This is a genomic window from Enterococcus mundtii (assembly GCF_002813755.1).
Taxonomy (GTDB): domain Bacteria; phylum Bacillota; class Bacilli; order Lactobacillales; family Enterococcaceae; genus Enterococcus_B; species Enterococcus_B mundtii.
Map to the genome: position 1 here is coordinate 2,474,554 of NZ_CP018061.1, position 20,092 is coordinate 2,494,645.

Annotated in this window: 16 protein-coding genes and 1 pseudogene; all 17 read right to left on the reverse strand. The window is 39.3% G+C overall.

What is annotated here, in order from left to right; genetic code table 11:
* Window positions 1-59 precede the first annotated feature (59 nt).
* Window positions 60-575: a hypothetical protein gene (locus EM4838_RS11620; RefSeq protein ID WP_071866879.1), complete on the reverse strand. Its 516-nt coding sequence runs from the start codon at window positions 573-575 to the stop codon at window positions 60-62.
* A complete protein-coding gene (locus EM4838_RS11625) occupies window positions 572-2,497 on the reverse strand; it encodes a peptidoglycan amidohydrolase family protein (RefSeq protein WP_071866878.1) in 1,926 nt (641 codons plus the stop codon). The genes EM4838_RS11620 and EM4838_RS11625 overlap by 4 nt, the downstream gene beginning before the upstream one ends.
* Window positions 2,494-4,896, reverse strand: coding sequence for a VirB4-like conjugal transfer ATPase, CD1110 family (locus EM4838_RS11630; RefSeq protein ID WP_373865797.1), 2,403 nt, complete (start codon window positions 4,894-4,896; stop codon window positions 2,494-2,496). The genes EM4838_RS11625 and EM4838_RS11630 overlap by 4 nt, the downstream gene beginning before the upstream one ends.
* Window positions 4,880-5,263: a PrgI family protein gene (locus EM4838_RS11635; protein ID WP_071866876.1), complete on the reverse strand. Its 384-nt coding sequence runs from the start codon at window positions 5,261-5,263 to the stop codon at window positions 4,880-4,882. Before EM4838_RS11635 ends, EM4838_RS11630 begins: the two co-directional genes overlap by 17 nt.
* Window positions 5,264-5,284: 21 nt before the next feature.
* Window positions 5,285-6,118: a VirB6/TrbL-like conjugal transfer protein, CD1112 family gene (locus EM4838_RS11640; RefSeq protein WP_071866875.1), complete on the reverse strand. Its 834-nt coding sequence runs from the start codon at window positions 6,116-6,118 to the stop codon at window positions 5,285-5,287.
* A gap of 13 nt (window positions 6,119-6,131) precedes the next feature.
* Window positions 6,132-6,341 (reverse strand): hypothetical protein, encoded by a 210-nt coding sequence (locus EM4838_RS11645; protein ID WP_373865796.1) that lies wholly within the window; start codon window positions 6,339-6,341, stop codon window positions 6,132-6,134.
* Window positions 6,342-6,519: 178 nt separating this feature from the next.
* Window positions 6,520-7,719 (reverse strand): RNA-guided endonuclease InsQ/TnpB family protein, encoded by a 1,200-nt coding sequence (locus tag EM4838_RS11650; RefSeq protein ID WP_100917283.1) that lies wholly within the window; start codon window positions 7,717-7,719, stop codon window positions 6,520-6,522.
* Window positions 7,655-8,311 (reverse strand): annotated as a pseudogene (locus EM4838_RS11655) (IS607 family transposase). The gene EM4838_RS11650 and the pseudogene EM4838_RS11655 overlap by 65 nt, the downstream one beginning before the upstream one ends.
* A gap of 54 nt (window positions 8,312-8,365) precedes the next feature.
* Window positions 8,366-10,006, reverse strand: a complete 1,641-nt coding sequence (locus tag EM4838_RS11660; protein ID WP_233433735.1) for an immunoglobulin-like domain-containing protein — start codon at window positions 10,004-10,006, stop codon at window positions 8,366-8,368.
* Window positions 9,999-12,152 (reverse strand): SpaA isopeptide-forming pilin-related protein, encoded by a 2,154-nt coding sequence (locus EM4838_RS11665; RefSeq protein ID WP_233433783.1) that lies wholly within the window; start codon window positions 12,150-12,152, stop codon window positions 9,999-10,001. The genes EM4838_RS11660 and EM4838_RS11665 overlap by 8 nt, the downstream gene beginning before the upstream one ends.
* Before the next feature lie 862 nt (window positions 12,153-13,014).
* Window positions 13,015-13,152, reverse strand: coding sequence for a hypothetical protein (locus tag EM4838_RS16885; RefSeq protein ID WP_233433736.1), 138 nt, complete (start codon window positions 13,150-13,152; stop codon window positions 13,015-13,017).
* A gap of 156 nt (window positions 13,153-13,308) precedes the next feature.
* Window positions 13,309-13,752, reverse strand: coding sequence for a PTS mannitol transporter subunit IIA (locus EM4838_RS11670; protein ID WP_071867859.1), 444 nt, complete (start codon window positions 13,750-13,752; stop codon window positions 13,309-13,311).
* A 14-nt stretch (window positions 13,753-13,766) separates the two neighbouring features.
* Window positions 13,767-15,797 carry a BglG family transcription antiterminator gene (locus tag EM4838_RS11675; protein WP_071867858.1) on the reverse strand — a complete coding sequence of 677 codons (2,031 nt, stop codon included), beginning with the start codon at window positions 15,795-15,797 and terminating at the stop codon, window positions 13,767-13,769.
* A 1-nt stretch (window position 15,798) separates the two neighbouring features.
* On the reverse strand, window positions 15,799-17,406 hold the full coding sequence (locus tag EM4838_RS11680; RefSeq protein WP_233433784.1) for a PTS transporter subunit EIIC: 1,608 nt from the start codon (window positions 17,404-17,406) through the stop codon (window positions 15,799-15,801).
* Between the two features lie 230 nt (window positions 17,407-17,636).
* A complete protein-coding gene (gene rbsU / locus EM4838_RS11685; RefSeq protein WP_071867856.1) occupies window positions 17,637-18,524 on the reverse strand; it encodes a ribose/proton symporter RbsU in 888 nt (295 codons plus the stop codon).
* Between the two features lie 17 nt (window positions 18,525-18,541).
* The gene (rbsD, locus tag EM4838_RS11690; RefSeq protein WP_010736652.1) at window positions 18,542-18,937 is read right to left on the reverse strand and encodes a D-ribose pyranase; all 396 of its coding nucleotides are present in this window, start codon (window positions 18,935-18,937) and stop codon (window positions 18,542-18,544) included.
* A 22-nt stretch (window positions 18,938-18,959) separates the two neighbouring features.
* Window positions 18,960-19,868 (reverse strand): ribokinase, encoded by a 909-nt coding sequence (gene rbsK / locus EM4838_RS11695; protein WP_071867855.1) that lies wholly within the window; start codon window positions 19,866-19,868, stop codon window positions 18,960-18,962.
* Window positions 19,869-20,092 lie beyond the last annotated feature (224 nt).

Sequence of the window (20,092 nt, forward strand, 5' to 3'; positions counted from 1 at the left end):
CGTTGTCACTCCCCTCATTCATTTTTGTTGCGTCCATTTGTAAGGTCTTCCTTACTCAATCATTGTATTTCCATAAAAGAAGACAGCTGTTCGAGATCATCCAAGACATAGCGATGATTTTTAGTGTCGTAGAGATAAGTCAGTTTGACACCCTCACGATGGCGAATATCTTTTTTTACAACTCCGCCTTCTTCATTCAATAAAGACGTTGTAAAATCAACCAAACAGAGGACTTCAACCATTTCCTCGTTCGTTTGTTTAAAATAATGCTCGCTTTTGAGCCAGCGACTGAAGCCAAAACGCTGCGGACTATGCGTTTTTTTACCTTGTTCTGTTTTTACTTTATCTTTCATCTTGTTAGAAAGAGCATCAACATATGCAGAGTAATTGTCGCCGACTGTTTCAAACGTATAATAAGCTTGTAAAAACTCTCTGACTTGTGCTTCCGAAACTGGGCCAGCTTTCTGTTCAGACTCTTGTGAACGAAAGCCTATAGACCGGCCAACACTAAAAGTCACACTGCTAAACAGTAAGAAAACAATAATAAGATAAAGAAATCTGGATTTCGGGTTCATTTGTTTTCTCCCAACAATCGATAGAAATAAACAGGCGCCAGCTGGAGATCACCCGCATAGCCTTCAAATGGAGTGATGACGATATCGCCTTCTTGACCATACCCTCGTGCAGTAGCAGGTGTGCAATGAAGGATCGTTTTACCACCATCATCTAAAAATAGCCCTGTATGCCCATAACTACCTAAAGAGTGGCCTTTCTTCCCCCATACAAACAAATCACCGGCTCTGACATCTTCTCGACTGATCGGTACCAGGAGTGTCCCTTCCAAAGAATACAATGTCTCAGTGCTACCTAGTGGCACAGGCAAGCCGACACTTCTCATCGCCCATAAAACAAAAGAAGAGCAATCATGATAAGGAAAGGTGCCTCGTTCAAAGCCTTGTGAGTATTGAACGTTTTGACGATACAATGTTCTGGCTTGTGTCAACACCTCTTGACCCACTGTGTGATTCGATTGCCAGAGTAAGCTCATCTCTTTACTGCCACCCAGTTGCACAAATAATTCTTTGATCGCCGGTACCCAGTATTGGTTTAATCCCAGGGGATCATTACTTGCACCTACAGGACAATACACACTTCCGAGTTGCTCGACTGTCAGCAGTCTTTGGTTCACGATCAATTGGTTTAGTGTTCGAGCGGTGGCGGCAATCCCTTCTTCAAGTGTGGCGTAGGAAAGCAACTCATTTTCTCGCATCAAGCCACCGGGGTTGTTCTTTTCTCGAATTCCTTCGCTCGTCCCCCAAGCAGTTTCGTGGATCATGATGGCTGCTAGAACAATGGGGGAGATATTATTCTTTTTAGCTTCTTGGATGATTGTTTCTGCATGATCACTAAATGCGTGACAATGTAGTAGAATCACTTCTCGAAATTTCTGTTCATTGAATGCAGTATCTGTTTCAATGGGATCAAGCTGTGTCTCATTGTTATCGACTACATTGGGGAGATAAAAAGCTGGATTGACGGTTTCACCTTTTTTCTGGTAAGACAGATGCAGTTCCTCTTGTTTTACTCGCCCAATCTCTGTACCCACCGATACCATCTGTCCTTCAGTAGCTGTTAGATCTACATCATGATAAGTAATGGTTTGATCGTCCATTGTGATGGTTACGTTCTCTCGGTCTCTTGTAATTTCTCCAGCGATCACAGCGACTATACTTTCTTTCGGTTCTGTCTGGATGAGCAGTCCTTCAAGTAAGCTTTTTTCTTGATTGCTTACGTAATACCCAAAGCGTTGTTTTATGCGTAAAGAGTCTGTTTCTTTCAATGGATTGCTTAATTCAGTCAAACTTGCATAAAGACCAATTTCTGCTAACAGCTGTCTACGTTCTTTCCACTCTGGCGTCCAAGTGATCACTTGCGACAATGGCTGTGATGTTACTTCGATTTGTCTCCCGTCACTGTCTACTTGCCACATCTGCTCATGCAATCCTTGGATCGTTTCTTTGAGAACATCTGGATTTCCTAATTGGTCATCGCCATAAACCATATCTAAATAAATCAGCACCTCTTCAATGTCAGTCCTGATCACGACTTCATTTGCAGCCACTACTCGTTCATTTACTAGAATCGAACTCTTAGTTGAGTTTAATTCTAGTGTCAATTCCGCATCCAATTCGGTCAAATATTTCCAGACCTTCGTCAATTCAAGCTCATTGATTTTGATCGTAGCAGACGAAACGAAGCCGATCATACTGAAAAAGAGAAAAAATATGAGAATGCTAACACCAACAAATAGGTAAAGGCTGACTTTACTACTGATCGAAGTTTTATTTCCAAGTAAAGAGAAATCAACTATTTTTTTCTGGTAGTCAAGCATGACTCTGCGAGGATCTTTGGTGTTTCTACGCAGAAAATGTCTGTTACTCCTTCGTTTACTTCGTGCTTTCGTGGTCTCTTCAATGCCTACTTGATGTTTCTTCATGGCGATACTTCCTGTCGTAATCTGTGACGTTCGACAGGATCAGTGGTGATCAATTCATAAAGTTTTGTTGTTGGATCAACAGTATTGGAGAAGGGAACGATGGCGTTGCCTGCGCGTATCAGCCCTGCCCCTTTGATAGGATTGAGCAATTGTTTTTGTTGCTGATACGAAAGATTGAACAAAGAAGACAGCTCATCTAGATCACTTTTCGCTTGTTTCAACATAATGATAAATTCAGTATTACTTAACATTCGGCGTGCTTTATCTGATAATAATAAGGTTTCGACATTTTGGGTAATACCAGTGGCAATCGCGCCCCATTTACGGATTCGGCTCCATAGTTCAAAAAAATAATTTTCACAGTAGGGATCATTTAACAGGAGTTGCATTTCATCAATATAGATCCAAGTAGTGATTCCTCGGTCTCGATTGCGAACGACCCGATTCCACACTTGTTCCAAAACAACCATCATCCCAAAAGTTTTCAATTGGTTCCCTAGTTGTTTCGTATTGTAAATCACAAAACGTTTATTTAAAGAAACATTAGTTGGTTTAGAAAACATCGAAAGTGAACCATCGATATATAACTCTAAGTCTAACGCCAATGTCTGCGCCTCTTTTTCCGGTTGTTCTTTTAAAAGCGGAAACCAATCTTCCGCCAATGTCGGTGCTGATTTTTCTGAGTTTTTTTGAAAATTGAAATACGTCAATCGCGTGACACGGTCAATGATCGATCGTTGTGCTGAGTTTAAACCAGTTGGACCACCGATCAAAGCTTCACAAGCAGTCAACAAAAAGTCAGATTTCAATTTTACTGGATCTGCCTCTCCTCTCAAGTCTTCTGAAATATCTAGTAAGTTGATGAATGTATTGGTATTAGGGGCGATATTGATGATTTGAGCTTCAAAATCATTGCCGATGATCGTATCCTCATCTTCCGGATCAATCGAAATGACTTCATCTTCGGGATTTTTAAGTAACGTCGTGATTTCTTCATATTTTTTTGCTACACCTTTGCCTGAACCAGAGCTACCTAAAATCATGCCACTCGGCGTGTTTAGTTGCTTACGATCGATCCTTACACTATTTTTGGTCATTTCATTTTGCCCATAATATTTGCCATCTATATGATCAAGATCTTGCGCTGAAAATGGAATAAAAATTGCTGTACTTTCTGTCGTCAGCGTCCGTTGTTGTTCGATCCAATTTTTGCCTAAAGGTAAGACTGAATTGAATCCTTCATCTTGTAGATAGTCTAATGCATTGAAATGACAACGATTTTTACGTCCAACATGTTGGACTTGTTCCGCAATATCAGCTAGTTTTTCTTTGGTCTGAGATCGGAAATAAACGAGTAAGGTAACAAAATATAATTTTTGGCCGGTTTTGACTAGATCGTCTAATAAAGCTTCGGCTTCCTTGATACTATTGGTCAATTCATACGGAATACTTGAATAAGGATCATAGCCTTTTTGTGTCGCTTTTCTTTCAGCAGTTGTTTTGTCTCCTTCCATATAAGCTTTTTTAATTTGAACCAACTGATTTGCTTTTTCAGAATCCACTGGTTCAATGTGGATCGATAAACACAACTCTTCGCCAATATCCATTAATTCTAAGATCAATTTATCTGAAAGTTTGGTGGGGTAATCTTTCAAATAAAGGACTTGGGCATAGTCTGAGCCAATTTCGATATAGTCTTTTGCTTTAAAGCTAAAACTTGCAGGGGTAACCACTGCCTTTGTCGACAAACGGCTATAAACTAAATCTGTATAATTGAACTGAAACCATTCATTAGGTTTGATCAATTCATGGAGCAGTTGCAACCGTTCTTTGCCAGAAAGTGTTTGACTACTTGATTCGATTTCCGAAAGGCTATGACTAAGTTGTTGTTCGATACGTGTCAAGGAATGCTTGGCTTGGTCATAATCAGTGGCCTGCGTGCTGAAGGTCAATAGATTTTGTTTGCTAAAATTCGTTCCTCCTTCTGTTATGGTTCGTCGAAGCATTTCATTCAATTCTCGACGGTAGATGTCCTGTCTCTCCCCTGTTTCTTTATAGAACAATTGCTTTTCAAGTTCCTTTTGTTCCATTCGCTTTTTTTTCAAGGTAATCGTTAGATGTGTTCGGTCATCACAACTATCTAGTAAGGTACAATACCCTTGAAAAATAGCTTGTTGGTCTTCTACAGGTGCAATTTGGTAATTGACATCTGAAAACTGGATACTTTTTGAATATCGTCCAGAAGTGAGTTCACAAATTCCACTTTCATACATTTTTTCATAACGAATCTTCCTTTGTGCATGTTTGGCTGGTGCTGATTTTCGTTCTTTTTTTCCTCTTTTTTTCTTTTGCTTGTGTAATAGTTTGGTTAAGGAAGACTTTTTAATTCCCTTTTTCACTTCGATATTTCTCTGTTTTACTGATTTTCCTCGTTGAAATCCCTTCATGATCTTCCTCCAACCGAGCATTTTGATATGGATAGTGCTTTGTTGCGATAAGATGGCGCCAACGAATAAAAAGATATTTTTCTAAAGGCAACTGATTTTTTTTGATCCACCCCACCGATAAAATCGGACTAGTAAAAAACATCAATACAATTCCTAGATCATCAATTGAATATCCCCAAATAAAATGATTAACTAGACCGACCGGTAAAATCACGATTAAAGCTAATGCGATAACGATAACCTGTCTTAAAGAGAAGCCAAAAAAGATCTTCTCTTGATATTCTTTGATTTCTTTTCTGATCACGACTTCAATTGCCATTTTTCACACTCCTTTTCTCACTCAGGCCGCAACGATGATCGCTTTCGACCATTTCATGGTGTAAAACAAACACATGGATAGTGCCAAACAATTACCGACAATCGCACTGATCACTGCAATCATCCCCTGCGTCTCATCAAATGAAAAAACAGTACTCACTAATAATGGATAGATGTTCAAAACGATAAAAAGCAATACACCTTGTAAAGATGCCGCACCAAATAGTTTAAAAAAATTCTTTCCAACATGACCAAGTTCTGTATTCACTAAAGCGACAATCGGTAAAGGTGAGATACTCAAATAAAGATACATTTCTAAAAAACGTAAAAAGATCAGCACTTGAGCAAGGACGCTAACAATGATCGATAGAATCAAGGGAACGAGTAAAATCATCAACAACACCATTTTTTCAAAAAAACCTAGCTGATCGATCTGCTCCATCACGTTGAAGATATCCATTGTCTGATCTGTCACACCTCGGATCTCCAATTGATTGATTCCTTGACTAACAAAAATACCTACATCCATAATGGCATTGAGGAAAACCATCAAGTGACGTAAAAGCAGTACGGTCAATCCGATTTTGATAAACAATGGCAAGAAAAGATCCAGTCCACCAAACTCTGACTGCTTGCCATATAGTCGATGTGCGAGTTGTTGAAATTCGATCAACAATAGAAAACCTAATAGGGAATAAGCAATAGGTTTGATGACACTTTCCATGATCGTCACACTGTAATGATAGATTTCCGGCAAATAGTGTTCGAGATTTTGTAAAAGACTATTTTTATGATTCGTCGATAAACTTAATTGTTCTGCAATCGTTTGTAGTAAAAATTCGATCGCACCGTCCATCCTTTTTCGCTCCTCACATTGAAATATTCGTGATCCACGCACCAGCAGCTAAAATCACAGCACCCCCAACGATTTGAAAAATGGCATGTTGCATCCCTGGCCCATTATGCTCTTTGATTGCAACGCCTAATTGGATAATGCCCCAAACGGTCAGTAAGCTTCCTGCAGTAATCACCCCGTTGGAAAATAAAGACATTGCTTGATTGAAATAATCCATTTGCATCTGCTACTCAAAATATAGACAAATATATCTATATCGAGATTTCTCTACTACTTCACGTAGTTAGAATTACTGTTTCATCGAATGCCGCCTCGTCACTTCCACACTACTACGGTTTGTCTCATTCTCCACAGTCGTTAATTCCCGACTAAGCCATCGGTACATATGCAAAGTTCCGATCTTATGCAATCACTTTGTATTCCTTCACATCTTTCAAATTCATGCTCGCGTTATAATCTCTATCTGCTACATATCCACACTTCTCACAGTGATAGGTACGCTCAGATAGCTTTAAATCCACTTTCTTATGCCCACATTCATGACATCGTTTCGAGCTAGGATAGAATCGATCGACTAGTCTTAACTCAATATGATAGACTTTACATTTATCTGCTAATTTTTTACGAAAAGCATAGAAAGATTGCTCTCTCACAGCTTTTGAAAGATGCCGGTTTTTCATCATCCCCTTGACATTCAAATCTTCAATTGTGATATAAGCTGGTTTGGTTTTTACTAGCTCTGACACAATTTTATTCACTCTGTCCCTACGGATATCTGTCAACCGTTTATGAAGTTTTTGTACTTTCAAGACTTGTTTTTCAATATTTTTGCGAGTAGCTTCTCCTCTCTTTGATTGTTTTTCGTTGACACGCTTTTTTTCGCTTTCGTATTTCCTCGACAGCTTGCGTTGTTGTCGTTTTAATTGTTTTTCGATTTTACGAATTTTTCCTGATTTATTGATATTTTTATAGGTTTTCCCTGTGGAAAGAATCGCAAAATCTTTTAATCCTAAGTCGATACCCACGCCTTCGGTAGGAGTATCGTTCAGTACTTGAGCGGTACAGTCCTGTTCCACGATGACCGACAGGTAGTAGCGGTTTGCTTGTTGGCTGATGGTGCCACTCTTTATGATATGTTTGTCATCGTGTTTAGGAATATAGCCTTTTTCTTTCAGTTTTACCCAATTCAAAGAGGGAACTTTTATCCGATGACGCTCACAACGGATGATTGTCTTTTTATCGTTCTTCACGAAATACATCGATACATCTTGGTGCTTCTTCTTTTTAAATTTAGGAAAATTAGCTCTTCCTTGAAAAAACTTTCTAAAGGCTTTTTCTGTCTCCATAATCGCGTGTTTCGTTGACTTCGCATAAACAGCTTTGATCCACAGCTTATCTGGATGGTTCGGAATGTAGTCGTTATTTAACCACTTTGAAAAATCCATACCTGATACAAACTTTCCGTTTGCTTTGTAAACTTCTTGGTTGTGGTAAATGTAAAAGTTCTTTACAAAACGTGCAACGCCAATGGTTCGATTAATAATTTCTTTTTGTTCTTCTGTTGGAAGAATTTCCGTTTTGTATGCCACTAACAACTTCATCACCTTCAATCTCATCTTTATACTTACGGAGTTCCATAAATACGGAAACTAAAAACGTGAATGATTGAAATTAAATCTTCAACTAATTCCTGTTGTGGCTATAATCTGGGTTATAACATACAATAATCGTCATACGAAACTTTGCCCATGTTTTTAACCCGTACAAATCTATCTTTGGATGTGATATAAATGGTGTCTATGTTTCCCGCCATTACTTCGTCTAACAACAGACTCCATTTTTGCGCTTGTAATTAAGACCACTGCCAATATCCACAAATACATCATCTAAATTTATGCCTTTTCCATTTACATAATTTCTCAAAAACTCCACTTGATTGTTCAAGTCATCTTTTTGTCCGACACTAGACAATTGAGCGTAAGCAATGTTCTTTTTGCCACTTGTTTTATCGCCTTTGATGTAAGTTAAATACTGGTCTTCTGTATACTATCTTCGATTTTTTGGTGTCCGATGTGCTTTTAACATACCATCGTTAGCCCAACGTTGTAGCGTTTGCACAGAACCCCCTAATCTTTCTGCCATATGCTTTGGTGCTCCATCATTATTTCTCCTCTCATAAAAACCACAGCACATAAAACTACTTTTGTGGATATTTGTATATAAAAATCACTGCTGTTTAGTTTCTCCTTATTCTCCCAATTTCTCTGGCATTTCTGGATTGTTGTCTTGAATAATGACATGAAAAGATACTGTCGTTTCTGTAAATGTATCTTTGACCGTCAAATAAACAGGATAGCTTCCAGGTGTATCCCAAGCGATTTCTTCTATGATCTCAACATCTTCTATTCCAATACTCTCTTCACGATCCGACACGGAGATCCCTGCTAATAAATCTGGCTTTTCTTCGCCTACAATGATTCTCTTATCCTCTATCCCAGAAAATACAGGTGGTTCATTGATTACTTGGATGCTCCCAAAGGTTTTGGTGATTTTTCCATGCGTATCTTGGACTTGAAGAGGAAAACGATAGGTATTTAATCGGGAAGTGTCGATTTTCTCCCAAAAGGGCAGATCGATTGCCACTTGTAATTGATCAACCGGATCTTCACGATCTGCAAGAAATAGTTTTGCTAGATAGCTTTCTTTATTCAGTTCACTAAATACAGGAAGAGTCATATGCGTATTTGTAACAGTCGGCGCTTCATTTGTTAGGTGAACATAGATTGTACGCTCTGCCGCTCGTTTGCCATAACGGTCAATGACATTCCCAATTCTTACGAAGTAGTTTCCTGGTACATAGGGGACAAGATTGGATGCTAAGATGTTTTCCGAAGTAAGATTGATGGCACCATCTTCTTGATCATTTACGGAGAAATAATCAAATAAAGAGAATGATTGATCAACAGGTAAAATCAGTTGGTTCGGCCCACTTATTATTGGTGCTTCATTGGTGATCGTAATATTACTTATCAGGTTGGCACTTGCTCCAAATTGATCACTCACAGAATAAATCACTTCATAGCTTCCTTCTTTTTCTGTCTGGAGTGTGGTTTGTACTTGAACCTCTGCGGTCAATTCACCATCTTCTTCATCGTGAGCGGAAATGCCAGCCAATAAGTCAATACTTGAACCGATCGTAGCGTGATGACTTTGTCTTACTTGTTGAATGGTCGGGGAGTGATTAAACAGAAATGTGACTGTCGCAACACTCACTTTCCCTTTTGAATCAGTTGCTGTGATCTGCATCACTTGATAGCCAGATTCGTTAGGATTGACGGGCGTATAATGGATCACTGGAACGGGATCACTTCCTTGAACAACAGTAAAATAGGTAAAGGGATCAATTGCTGTTCCTCTTGGTAAGATCTGCAATGGGTCGTTTACATGCACGTAGGGACTTTGCCAGTGATTGTCGCTCTCTGGAATTGCTACAACCTCCGATAGCGTAACTTTTTGTTCGTCTTCTGCGAGGCGATGCGTGAGATTGCTTCTTGATACTGAATTTTCTAGACTTTGAGGTACTGTTGTTGCTTCAAGGTAAGCGATCCTCAGCTGATTGGTTTCATCCTTGATTGTTGCTTCAGCGGGGAGAGCCAATGGTTTTCGAAATTGAGAAGCAAACTCAAACAATTGAGAAGAGTTCTCCTCTTTTTTCAGATGGCTCTCCTCTGGTGTTTTCACTTTGATTGCCTGTTTCGTTTTGTTTGAAGCGGGCCCCACTGTTGGTGAGACTTCTGTTTGTTGTGATTTACAACCAGTAACTAATAAAACAACTGAACAACTGAATATGAACAAGCCAAATCTCATGTATTTTTTCCTTTTAGTCATTCAACCCACCCCTTTTTTGTTGATAGATCAAAACACCACTCACTCCTAGAAATAAGCTACCTAGCCCTACTAGAGAGACAGAAGTACGACTATTCGTTTTAGGTAAATTCCGAGTATTATCCTGCTTTTTCGCTTCTTCTTTTTTCTCGTTTTTTGGTGTATTGAAATAAACAGTCTGCTCTTTATTAGTCAGATCATCTTCACGTGCAACCTCATTTTCTTGTTCAGATTCGTAGTACAAAATATGAGTGGCAATCAGCTGATCATTGGCTTTTAGCGTATTGGCTTTCAGTTCCAGAAAAACTTCAAACTGATCTTCTTTACTCTTTGCTGTGTAGGTTGAGATTGCTTCGTTGATGACTTCTCCGGTGTCACCTTTTCGGTACTGCGTCACTACGGTATACGTATGACCGACTTCAATGGCTGCTCCTTTGATCCAGACTACGTCTTTCAATTGATTGTCTTTGGTTGGGTCAAGCTCCTTGCTTCCATCGAGAGATGTGAACAAACTCGTCAATGCTAATTTTTCTCGTTCGTTATAGGCTTCTAATACGATCAACTCACCATCTTTTTCAACAGTTACTGAAAAGTCTAAAGGTTCTTCTAATGGTAAATACCCTTCTAATGGTTTTCCTTCAATAAATTGATAGGTGCCATAGGGCAAATCGCCTACTTCGATTCTCCCCTCATCATCCGTGAGATATTCTTCAATAAATTGAAGATTTTCCTCGCCATTTTCTGATTTTTCTACTTGATATAGGCCAAATGGTACTTGCACCAAAGGTTGTTCATTCAAGCGATCTCGTTTGATCAACTCAATGGGTTGTCTTGCTAAACGGTTAGGGACTTCTAAGCGAATCAATGCACTATGATTTTCCACTGTTACACTGAAAATCAATGGTTCTTCTAACGGGAGATAGCCTTCTGGCGCTTTGACTTCATGAAGCTCATAGCGATCCACGCCCCAAGGTAAGCTCTCAGTTGTCACTAATTCCCCTTTTTGATTCGTTTCAAAAATCTCAGTTTTTTCTGTATCATTCGGACGCGTCATTGCTACAAATGCCCCTTGTCCATCATTCGCCCAAGTATCAAAAATCTTGAATTGTGCGCCAGCATAGGGAATTTGTTGTCCTGTTTCTTGATCGATCTTGATGAGATGTACGCGTGATTCGATGATTTCATCTTCTAATAAAAAGAAATGTGTATAATCTTCCTCACTGATCGTCACTTCAAATGGTTCAATGATCAAATAGCCATCCGTTCCTTTTGTTTCAGTGATCGTATACGTATCATAGGGTAAATCGATAAATTTAAAGTAGCCGTTTTTTTCAGTGACTTGGACATATTCTTTTCCTGTGGTATGAGCGGTGGCTGTTAGTTCGATTCCTTCGAGTGGTGGTTTATGATTCGTTTGATTGGTTGTTAATGCGTGTAAAATTTCGAAGATAGAAGTGGGGATAAGAGGTTTTGAACCAAATTTATACCCTTCGACATGACCCTTGATGACGCGATCAGTGACTGTTTTACTATGGATAGCCACTGTTTCATTTTGTCCTGCGTAGGTCAAATGTATAGGGTAGATCGTCGGATCTAAGTTATAGCCTTTCGGTGGAATGGTCTCTTGTAAATAATAGGTTCCTAGTCTTAACCCTTTTAGCTCAGCTGATGCACTTCCATTAACCTCTTCCATCGTCAATTCCGCAACTGTTTCTCCGTCTTTGGCCGTTAATTGATACACAGCTCCGATCAATTGGGCACCTCCTTGAGGCTGATTGCCTGTTTCTGCATCTTCTTTGATGACCATCAAATTAGCTGTCTGTTCTTGATTAGCTAACGTGATACTCGTTAATTCATTCACTTTGACAGTGATAGTCTGGGGCGTTGGATTTAAAACGTAGCCTTCTGGCGCTTTGATTTCTTGAATCGTAACAACCGTATCAACGAGTAGATCATGCCAAATAGCAACACCATCAGAATCTGTCGTCAATTCTTTTATCTGTCCATCCGCAGTCGTGAAACGAAAAACGGCGCCTACTAATGGTTGTTTTGTTTGTTGATCGACTTTGCGGATACCTGCATGTCCATATTTTTGCACGCGTAACTGAAAGGAAGTTCTTGTCAGCTGCGGCACTCTACCGACTACCATATTTTGTGTATAAGGATGTTGGTACACGACGATTGCTCCTTGATAACTACTGGGGATATGATAATCAAATGCGATCTCACTTGTCGCCGACGCCTCTTTCGATGCAGTGACAGTTACTTGATTCCCTTGCTTTTCAATGGTTACTCCATTGATTTGTTGAACAGGCGATGAGCTATAATTCGAAAATGCTCCTGTTGTGTCGGTCAATGTTTGGCTTTCGCCAGCTTTTATATCCAATATTTGTCCATCAAAACTCGGTTGGGTATAGAACCGTTCCACTTGTTCCATCACTGTTCGTTTGAATGTTTGGTAATCGTTCATTGTCAAAACACCAGAAATACTGGTGGGGGTGATTCCTTGTTGCTCCCAAGCAAGGAGTTGCGTCATCAATTCTTTTTCCATCGTGTAGTTTGTCGCAATCACCCCATAGTATTTGATCAAAGAAATTTTCTTCAATAATTCTGTATTTTGAATACTTGAATTATACCCGCTATTTTCTCCGATATTCAGCGCTACTCCTTGTTCCAGACAAAGCGCAATCTCTCCCTTCACTCGCTTGCCGTACCAACCAATTTCTCTGCCACCATTAGATAGATGGATATCGATATGAGGGATATGGATCGCTGGATCAACAACGACACTTTCATTTGCAAATGGATCAGCCAATCTTGGAGAATGTTCATGGATCGCCGCTTCAATATAATTCGTCGAGCCAATAGTAATCAATTTCCCATTGGCCCTTTGGACTAATTGATAGTTTTTTTTGAAACTTGTCCAGCTATTATCTGGTGGGATTGATTGTTCAGCTGTAAGTAAAGTTTGATTGGGGGCTGATGCAGTGATTTGTTGATACGTGGGGAGGTCAGGCAGTGATTTGTTGATACGTGGGGAGGTCAGGCAATGTTTCTGCCGAGACTGGTCTTACTTTCATTTGAAAAAAAATCGTGATTAAAATAATGATCGGTAGCATCAAAAATAGTGATTCAGAGGATTTCTTCATTCTTTGACTCCTTTCCTTAGTGAGATAAATCAACTGAAAACGTGATGTCTTCTCCTCGCACCTCCTTCACTATATAATTACGATTTTGGCGAGATTCTCCCAAAAAAATAGAAAAAAAAACGACCAATCAATTGATTGGTCGTCGCGTATTTTACGTCAAAACTCCTCAGCTTGTTTTAAGATTTGTTGGATTTCCTCTACTGTTTGGGCATCGCTCAATGCCATCACTTGATCGACATCGGAACAAAAAAAGGCAAGTTCTTGTAAACTTGTTAATTGTTGGTTTTCTCGCATGATCACTGCAAATAAAATCGTTGCGACTTTCTTTTCTTCGTCGATACCAAAGTCAACGCCATCAGGTACTTGGAACAAAAAAATACCCTCTTCAACAATCTGTTCATCTTTTGCTTTTCCATGAGGAAGTGCCACAAAGTTACCGATATAGACACTTGCTGCTTCTTGGCGAGCAACCATCGCATCGATATATTCCTTTTGGATGACTCCTTTTTCAAGTAGTTGTTCACCAATCTGCTGAATGGCTTCTTGCCAGCTACCAAACTGTTGGTTCAACCAAATATGTTCAGATGAAATCTCAAGCATCAATAGAGCCCCCTTTATTTTTTTATTTCATCGATCAAAATTTTAGATAACAACTGATAGATGATTGCCTCATTTCCTGATCGAAAAATCTCAGTATTCAAATCATTCATGATCAATGCACCACTTATTTTTCCAAGTAATTTTCCAGTAGCTTCGTCAATAGGGGAAGGTGCTAGCATCACTAACATTCTTGATAAATCAACTTTCGTTTTGTCCATTCCCTCGATCTCCAATACTTGCTTCAATTGAAAAATACAGAATAAAGGTTCCGTGATCTCAGAACTAGAGGTATGGAAAAGCCCCATGTTGGTATGAGGTAACCCGATCGGCGCTTGTTGATATCTTTTCATTAAACGCTGATAGACTTTTTCTTTATCTTGGACCACCCCTGTAGGTAAATAGTCGAAAATATCCTTCAACGTAGCTTCTACTGTCGTTGGATTGTCTAATTCTTGAATGAAGAAATACTGGAGTAGCTGATTGATTTTACTCATCATCAACACCGTTTCTTCATAAGTATCTTCGATAACAGAAGGTTGATCAGCTAACCGGATATGCTCCGTTCGATGTGCTGTCAAACGAGCAAATTCTGCTTTTAATTGTTTAATTTCTTCCTCAAGAAGTAATGGTGAAACTAATAGATATTTCCCCTCATAGCCACTTAAGATCGAGGTAGAAATGACGAGATCATACTCTTCTTCTAAATTGATTTTCTTTAAATCAGCAATTCGATAAAAATGGATATGTTGAACAAATGGGAAGTATCTCTTTAGTTTTAACTCAAGCATACTTGTCGAAGCTAAGCCACTAGGTGAAAAACCAGCGATTTTGATCGTGCTGTCCTTTGGTGTTTTTTCTAACGAGTTCGCAAAGTGAAGAACCATATAAGCAATTTCTTCTTCGGATAGTTTCTTTTCTTGAAAAATCTGCTCGATTCCTTGACGGATGGCTTGGGCGATCTCTTGATACTGGACCATGATTTTTTCCAAGATTGGATTAGTCAATTGTTCTTCTTGAAGTACCGCTCGAGAAAATACTCCTGATAAATGGGTCAACAACATTTTGTAGAGTGTTTCATCTTGGTAGAATGGATTATTTGTTGCTTCACTGACTACTTGGATCAATTGTTTCACAAGATAAGCGAGTTGCGTATCAAATGTTTCTTCAAAGAAATCCTGATCAAAGGAATTCGAGAAATCATTTAATAGACTAGCAAAAAAGACGATTTCATTGACTGGATAAAGTTGTTGCGTTTCCTTAGCGATTTTAGAAAATAAAGCTTTGGCGATACGTAATAACTCTTTATTCACTAGTCCAGTGTAGGTTTCATTCGTCAGCACTTGATTTTTTTTGACACGGTCGATCGTAATGCTGAGTATCAAAACTAAATGTTCCAGTTTCCGGTCACTTAATTCTTTCTTTTGTTGAACCAATTCTTCTCGTACCACTTGACGCGCCAGTAATAAACTATCTGTCGTGATAAATTGAAAAAAGAAATTCGTTGTCGTATCAAATTCCAGCAAGTGAAATATTTCATACGCATTGATCTCCAACTCTAAGATATTCGCTATCAGCAATCTGCGGTATTTTTCCGGTCCAGTGATTTCATAGCCACGGTTACGCGTGATCGACAATGGCAGTTGTTTCATACTGGTTTCAAGTTGCTTGATATCAGCATAAAAAGTCGTATTACTAATCAAATACTTTTCTAAAAAATAACTTAAAGACAACGGTTCTTTCGTAAGTAATAGTTCTAATAAAATCGCATGTTGCCTTTCGGTTGTCGATAGTTCCATCTCTTTTTCGTTCAATAGTTGGCGCAATTGTGTCATTGTTTCAGGTGTTGCTTCAATCGCAAATGACCCTCGGGCTATTTTTTTCAGCGAAGCATTTACTTCCTCGAGCGATCGTTCTAATTGCTCCAACTCGCGGTATACAGTCCGTTTGCTGACACGTAAAACATTGACCATTTTTTGTATAGATACAGGTGCTGGACTATTGATGAGTTCTGTCAATAATTCTTTTTCCCTTGGTGACAAATACATCTTAGTCCACTTCCTTTACTAATGATAGATAGGCTTTGGTACTGACAAAATGATCAATGATCAACAAATGCTCCACTTGTTGTTCCAGTTGATACGCCTTTGCCATACTTTCATTCGCAAGATATACCACTTCTTTTTCAGGTACTAGGTCTTCGATGGCTGTTTTTTCTACAGATAGATCGAACTGATATTCCTTGGCTAGCTTCATTAAAATCGTCATCCCCATCGTTTGTGAGCCTCGTCGATTTCCTTGGTATAAAAACACAACTCTGGTTCTAGGTTGTTCAACTTCTTGTTGTTTTTTGATCTGAGGTTCAATGTTTATTTCATGAAGTTGCTGCTTGATCAATGGTAGATACGACTCAACTTCTAAAAAATGATCGACAGCAATGATCTGACTTTCTTTGGCTTTTTCTTGCGCCAAAGATTGAAAGGCGCTTTGTACGATCACCAATTGTTTCTTGTGATTCGGCAGATCGTAAATCGATGTATAGCTTATAGGTATATCTATCCCTTGCGCATGCAGTTTTTTCTTCAAAATGGCTGCGCCCATTGCACTAGAACCCATCCCGGCATCGCAAGCAAAGATGATTTGGTTGACCGCTTCATGATTCATTAGTTGGCTCCTTTCTTGGAGGATCGATTCCACAGGTTTCGTTTTTTTCAATAACAGTATGGCACAAACAAATGTAGCAATCGCACTGAGAATAATACCTAAAATGACACCTGCTAATTGTGAGGGTGGTGTATTCCCTAAAATAATCACCAATGAACCTGGTGAAACCGGAGCATTCAACCCACTAGCAAATAGTTGGAACACAAACGTTCCAGTCGCTCCCCCAACCATGACTGCAAAAAAAAGCGCAGGTTGCATCAAAACAAAAGGAAAATAGATCTCATGGATCCCTCCCACTGCTTGGATCATCAATGCTCCACCTGCTTTGACACTTTTTTCTCGATCACCAGCAAATAAAAATGCACTCAAAATCCCTATTCCTGGCCCAGGATTGGCTTCCATTAAAAATAAGATCGAATGCCCCGTATGTTGTGCCATCTCCATTCCTAAAGGTGTCAAGATGCCGTGATTGATGACATTGTTCAAAAATAAGACCTTTAACGGTTCCAACACTAAACTGACAACTGGTAACAAATGTTGTTCAATGAGCCAATAAACAAAGCGTCCAACATAAGACAAACTACCTTCAACAAGTGGCTGTATGACCAGTATGCCTAATAGACAGACAACCCCACCGATTAGACCGATCATCAAGTTATTCAGCAACATCTCATACCCAGGCTTGATTTTCGGCGCCAGCCAACGATCTACCCAATGAAAAATACCTCCCGTGATCAAACCGATGATCATCGCTCCGAATAGTTGTGGAAGATCAGAAACTACTATCATACCGATGACAGCAATCCCACCTGCTACAGCTGCTTTTTGATCAAAAATCTTTGCTCCAGAGTAACTGATCAAAATAGGCAATAACAGATAAATCAGCCAGTCAGTGACATGTACAAGCGTTTGGCGCAAATCACCTGATACGATATTTGATACAATCGATAACAAACCCCAAGCAATAAAAATACTTAGATTTGGCATGATCATTTGTTTGAAATAATGTAGTAATTGACGAAACCAGGTTAATTTCGCCACTGCATTAGCAGGAAGCGCATTCAAATTCTCCCCCACGTTGATCACCTGCCCTTTCTACTTCAGCAGACTGCGCTTATGCTTTTTTTCAGATAGCTCTATTCTAACAGTTACCGTTATCTATTTTCCACAAAAAAAATTGGGCAAGTAACCGCAGTTACTTCCCAATTCTTTAAAAATAACACTTATATCAAAACAGTCATCGTTGCAGCCGCTAAGATTAGGACCAACCCAATGATCGTGACAGTCATTTCTTTTTTCGTTTTCTTTTGTCCTAAGAACCAGATACCAGTTAAGGTTGCTAGAACAACAGAAGTTTGCGACAAGATGAAGCCCGTTGCCAAACCATTCATATTTGGTTGTGCAGAAATCAAATAGGTCAATGCAGCAAAGGCAAAAAAGAAGCCAGAAAAAATTTGTTTATAAGAAACAACTTCCGTAAATGCTGATTTTTCATGCCCTCTCATACTTAATACAGCGGTGTAGATGATCGCCACTAAGACCATCCCCATTGCTTGTGGCAAGAAAGCGTGCATTCCGTCGATGGTTGTTGCTTGAGGTGCTGCGGAATATGCCCAATACCCAATCTCTCCGACTGCTAATAATAAAACCGCTTTTTTCAGTAAACTGCTATTTTCTTTGGTTTTTTTCTCAGTCCAAACAGTCATCCATGCGCCTAAAATAATCAAGATCAATGCTAATCCACCAAGAATCTTCGCTGTCGTTCCTGGCCAATTGCCTAGCGCAAAAACACCCCATAATGAAGCCCCAAGTAATTGAAAAGCTGTGGTGATAGGCATTGCACGTGACGAGCCAATCAGTGTGAAAGATTGAAAAGTAATGATTTGAGCAGTCGCCCAGCCCACACCGGAAAGAATAGAAAAGACAAGATCCATTCCAGATGGCAGTGCTATGCCATTGATCAGGGCAAAAATAAGTGCGAATATCAAAGTTCCTATTGTTGATCCCAAAATCTGGTTCACAGGACGGCCACCGATCTTCGAAGCAATCGTTGGATAAAGTCCCCAACCTAGTAATGGTCCTAATCCGATCAATAATGCTGTTGCATTCATTTATTACATCTCCTTTTTTAGAATACGACGCCACTTTCTAACAAGATATTCGCATAAGGAGTCATCTCACCTGTGCGAATAAATGCGTGACAATTGTTTAACTCAGTTTTCATTTCACTATGCGGAATAAACGTGATCGGTGTCTCCGGCATTTCTTTTTGGATTTCTAAAAGAATGTCAGGATTCTCTTTTTTGATTTCCTCTGCTAGATAAATACGTTGCACCTCTAATTCTGACAACACATTGCGTAAGACTTCCATAAAGCTAGGAACCCCTTGCGTGACTGCTAAATCGATTTTTTCAGTGGTCATAGGTACAGGCATTCCTGCATCGCCAATACTTAATTTATCAAAATGTCCCATTTGTGCAATCACTCGTGAGATATCAGAATTGATTACTTTTGTTTTTTTCATTATTTGTTCATCCTTTCCGCAATCAGATTAATTCATGTTTATATGGAATAGACGGTTGAGCACCAAAACGTTGAACAGTCACAGAAGAGGCTTTATTACCATAATTGATTGCTTCTTCTAGGTTGCTGAAGTCTTTGGCTAATATACTGCTCATCGCGCCAATAAAGGTATCCCCAGCAGCCGTTGTATCCACTGCATGGACTTTAAAAGCTGGTACGATCCCACTAGCGCCGTCAGCAATATCATAATAAGCGCCTTTACTTCCGATCGTGATGATCACGGCTTCAATACCTAATCCATGAAAGACTTGTGCCGCCTCTTTCAGACTTTTTTCGTCGGTAATAGTGATGCCTGTTAAGATCTCCGTTTCTGTTTCATTCGGAATGATCATGTCTGTCACTGCTAATAACTCATCCGGAACATTTTCTAGCGCAGGTGCCGGATTCAAGATCGTTTTCACGCCAGCTTCTCGAGCGATTTTGAATGCTTCGATCGTTGGTTCTATAGCGCTTTCAAACTGAGCAATAATAAAATCACTTTTTTGGATGATTGTTTTGTTTTCTTGCACTTGTGTTACGGTAAACGCATTGTTTGCACCAGCATGGATCATGATACTATTTTCACCTTGGTCATCAACAATGATATACGCTTGTCCAGTCGCTTGATTTTCTAATGTCGCTACACCAGATAAATCGATTTCTTCTTGTTCAAGTAATTCTGTCATCGTTTTTCCTGCTTCGTCTTTACCCACTCCACCAATAAAGTAAGTTTTTGCCTCCGAACGTCTAGCAGCAACCGCTTGGTTAGCTCCCTTCCCTCCACCAGCTGAAAAAGTTTCTTTCGTATGGATCGTTTCTCCAGGTTTTGGCATATAAGTCACACGGATGGTTCGATCTAAATTGATACTTCCGATAACTGTAACAGTATTCATCGTTTTCCCTCTCCTTTAACAAGAAAATCATTTTAACGTTCTATTAAAACGTTTTAACTCTACGAGAAGAATATAACATATTTTGTAAGTGATTTCAACAAGCAACTTTTCGACTATAAAACTAACTGTAATTTGTACCTTCTTTGTTCTTATATCACTAGATCAATGATAGCCAATCACTGATCTAAAAAAAAAGCACCAACCAAAAATAGCAAGTCCATTTT